Here is a 4061-nt window from a genome sequence, read left to right as displayed (position 1 = left end):
GGCGGTGTCGCTTATGTTTGGGATAAGGCAGGAGACTTCAATACTAAGTTAAACGCTGAACTTGTCGACCTAGATCCAATCGAAGCAGAAGACAAAACGCTGCTTAAAGAAATGCTAACTAAGCATGTTGAATTCACAGGAAGTGAAGTTGCTCAGTCTTTCCTAAACAACTTTGAAGCTAATATTGCGTCACTGGTGAAAGTCATGCCACGTGATTACAAAGCGGTTCTTCAAAGACGTAAAGCTGAAGCACAACAGGCACAAACGGAACAAGTGGAGGCAGTATAATGGGTAAGCCTACTGGATTTTTAGAACATGGTCGCGAGCTTCCAAAGAAGTTAGACCCATCAGTGCGGATTGAAGACAACAAAGAGTTCGTTCTAAACGAAGAATTTGGTGAGAAAATTGGTACGCAGGCCTCTCGTTGTATGGATTGTGGTGTTCCGTTTTGTCATAACGGATGCCCAATCGGCAACATTATTCCAGAATTTAACGATGCGGTTTACCGTGACAGCTGGGAAGAAGCTTGGAACATCTTAAGCTCAACCAATAATTTCCCTGAATTTACAGGTCGAGTGTGTCCTGCTCCTTGTGAAAGTGCTTGTGTTCTTGGTATCAACCAAGACCCAATCACCATCTGTAACATCGAGAAAACCATTGTAGAAACTGCGTACCGTGAAGGGTACGCAAAACCGAAAACACCACGTTCTCGCACAGGAAAAACGGTTGCTATTATCGGTTCAGGTCCTGCGGGTTTAGCCGCTGCTGAGCAGCTAAACAGTGCAGGTCACTCTGTGACGGTATTTGAACGTGACGAAAAAGTTGGCGGTCTACTGCGTTTCGGTATTCCAGATTTTAAACTGGGTATGGACGTGATTGATCGTAAGATCAATCTAATGGCAGAAGCTGGCGTTGAGTTTAAAGTTAACCAGCACATCGGTGTTGATGTTAACGCTCAACAACTGCGTCAAGAGTTTGATGTGGTATTGCTAACCGGTGGTTCTACGGTTCCACGCGACTTACCAATTCCAGGTCGTGAACTGAAAGGCGTTCACTTTGCCATGGAGTTCCTTGGCCAAAATAACCGTCGTGCCAATGATCTCGACCTAAAAACGGAAGAAATTCACGCTAAAGATAAGCACGTTGTGGTTATCGGTGGTGGTGATACTGGTTCAGACTGTGTGGGTACATCAAACCGCCATAAAGCAGCCAGCATTACTCAAGTAGAGATCATGCCGGTCCCGCCAGAAAAACGCCCTGCTAATATGCCTTGGCCTCAATATCCAATGATCATGAAAACCACCACTTCACATGAAGAAGGTTGTGAACGTCATTGGAATATTCTGACCAAAGAGTTTATTGGCAACGACAAAGGTGAAGTCACGGGTCTACGTATTGCAGACATCGTTTGGCAAGACGCGAAACCAGGCGAGCGCCCTGGATTTGATGAAGTGGCTAACTCTGAACGTGTGATTCCGTGTGATATGGCATTCCTAGCGATGGGCTTCTTGCACCCTGAGCCAACCGGTGTCCTAGCTCAGCTCGACATTAAACTGGATGATCGTGGTAACGTGGCTTCTGAAGGCTACGCAACCAACCAGAAAGGCGTTTTCGCTGCTGGTGATATGCGTACAGGCCAGTCTCTCGTAGTTCGTTGTATTAACGAAGGTCGTGAATGTGCTATTGCTATTGATAACTTCTTGATGGGTAACTCCAACTTAGAAGCGAAAGCAGATTCATTAATGCTTGCTAACTAGGCAAGCCGAATGAGGAGGTAATCACACGATTTCTGTCTGTTTACCTCTATCAGACCTATCACATCACTTATGATATTAAGCCAGCACTCGATGCTGGCTTTTTTTGTTTTTCCTCTCCCAAAAACACACAAAACATGTTGGTAAAATGTAAATAAACCATTCTTATCCTCATGAATTGAAAGTATATTTTCAGAGTATTACGTGGTAAATCTCACTACAACATGATATTTATCCAATAACTTGACCTTTTTTACAATAACCTATATTTTGTGAATCAATCGATATCAGAATTGATAAAATTTGTTAACTCTAGAATGCATTTGATTGCATATCTAAATACACTTATAGCAATAATCATGAGTAGTTAGTCATTTACTGTCTGGATGACAGAGAAGCAAAGGGAGAATTGCAATGGCTTTATATGATCCAAGTCTTGAGAAAGATAACTGTGGGTTTGGTTTGATCGCGCATATGGAAGGCGAGCCAAGCCACAAACTCGTTCGCACCGCTATTTCCGCATTAGACCGCATGACCCACCGAGGTGGTATTGCCGCCGATGGAAAGACTGGAGATGGATGTGGACTCCTGCTACAAAAACCCGACAGTTACTTGCGCCTCATCGCTGAAGAACAAGGCTTTAACCTCAGCCGTCAATACGCGATTGGTATGATCTTTTTTAGTCAAGACAGCACCAAATATGAACGTGCCAAAGCAATTATCAACAGCGAACTGGCAAAAGAAACACTGACCGTATCAGGTTGGCGAGTGGTGCCAACTAACTCAGACGTTCTCGGCCCTATCGCGAATGAATCCTTGCCCAACATCCAACAAGTCTTTGTTTCGGCTCCCGCGGGTTGGCGTGAAAGAGACATAGAAAGACGCTTGTACATCGCTCGTCGACGCATAGAAAAACAGATCACAGACGATAACGAGTTTTATATCTGTAGCTTATCGACACAAGTTATGGTGTATAAAGGGCTATGTATGCCGGCGGATCTTCCTCGGTTTTATCTCGATCTTGCCGATCTTAGAATGGAATCGGCTATTTGCTTATTCCACCAACGTTTCTCTACCAATACTCAGCCTCGCTGGCCATTAGCGCAGCCTTTTCGCTACCTTGCTCATAATGGCGAGATCAATACCATTGAGGGAAATCGCCAATGGGCTAAAGCACGTGCTTATAAGTTTTCATCACCATTGCTGCCTGACCTTCAAACCGCCGCTCCTTTTGTTAATGAAACAGGATCCGACTCATCTAGCCTAGATAACATGCTTGATCTCTTTTTAGCAGGAGGCATGGATGTATTCAGAGCAATGAGAATGCTTGTGCCGCCCGCTTGGCAAAATCACCCCGATATGGATCCTGATCTTCGAGCTTTCTATGATTTCAACTCCAAACACATGGAACCTTGGGATGGACCTGCAGGCATTGTTTTATCCGATGGGCGATACGCTGCCTGTAACCTTGACCGAAACGGCCTACGCCCAGCTCGCTATGTCATCACCAAAGATAAACTCATTACATTAGCGTCAGAAGTCGGAATATGGGATTACGCACCAGATGAAGTGGCTGAAAAAGGGCGTGTTGGCCCCGGTGAGCTTCTGGTGATTGACACCCGAAAAGGCAAACTGTGGCAGTCCAGTGAAATTGATAACGATCTCAAAAGTCGCCACCCATATAAAAGCTGGATGGAAAAAAATGTCCACAAACTCACGCCTTTTTCAGAGCTTTTAGATACACAAGTAGGGCAACGCACGCTGAATGAAGATCAGCTAAAAACCTATCAGAAACAGTTTGCTATGAGCAATGAAGAAGTTGACCAAGTACTCCGTGTACTCGGTGATATGGGCCAAGAAGCGACAGGATCCATGGGCGACGACACACCAATGGCTGTGTTATCTTCTAAAGCTCGCCTAGTCACCGATTACTTCCGTCAGAAATTTGCTCAAGTGACCAACCCACCCATTGATCCTTTGCGTGAAAAGCATGTCATGTCACTGGCGACAAGCATCGGCCAAGAGATGAATGTGTTTTGTGAAACCGACGGTCATGCCCATAGAGTCAGTTTTGACTCTCCAGTGCTGCTCTACTCCGATATGCAGCAACTGCTCAACCTAGACCAAAAATACTATGCACATTGCCTGTTAGACATTAACTACGAACCGACAGAAATCGATTTAAAACAAGCGATTACCCAACTTTGCGATGCCAGTGTTAAAGCAGTAAAAAACGGCAATGTATTGATTGTTCTATCTGATCGAGTGTTGACGAAAGGCAAACTACCGATCCCTGCTGCAATGGCC

General features: G+C 44.9%; 3 protein-coding genes. All 3 read left to right on the top strand.

The genetic code is table 11. The features are described 5' to 3' along the window. Nucleotides 1-288 (top strand): hypothetical protein (locus tag ACP45E_RS16105; RefSeq protein WP_141707369.1); only part of this gene is annotated, 288 nt, incomplete at its 5' end. Further along, nucleotides 288-1757, top strand: a complete 1470-nt coding sequence (locus ACP45E_RS16100) for a glutamate synthase subunit beta (protein ID WP_017037343.1) — start codon at nt 288-290, stop codon at nt 1755-1757. The genes ACP45E_RS16105 and ACP45E_RS16100, both read left to right, overlap by 1 nt. 411 nt (nt 1758-2168) lie before the next feature. Continuing rightward, nucleotides 2169-4061: glutamate synthase large subunit (gene gltB, locus ACP45E_RS16095; RefSeq protein WP_083251609.1), on the top strand; the 1893-nt coding region annotated here is incomplete at its 3' end.

Source organism: Vibrio genomosp. F10 str. 9ZD137, from assembly GCF_049974785.1.
Classification (GTDB): Bacteria; Pseudomonadota; Gammaproteobacteria; order Enterobacterales; family Vibrionaceae; genus Vibrio.
This window is presented reverse-complemented; position numbering and strand designations above follow the sequence as displayed.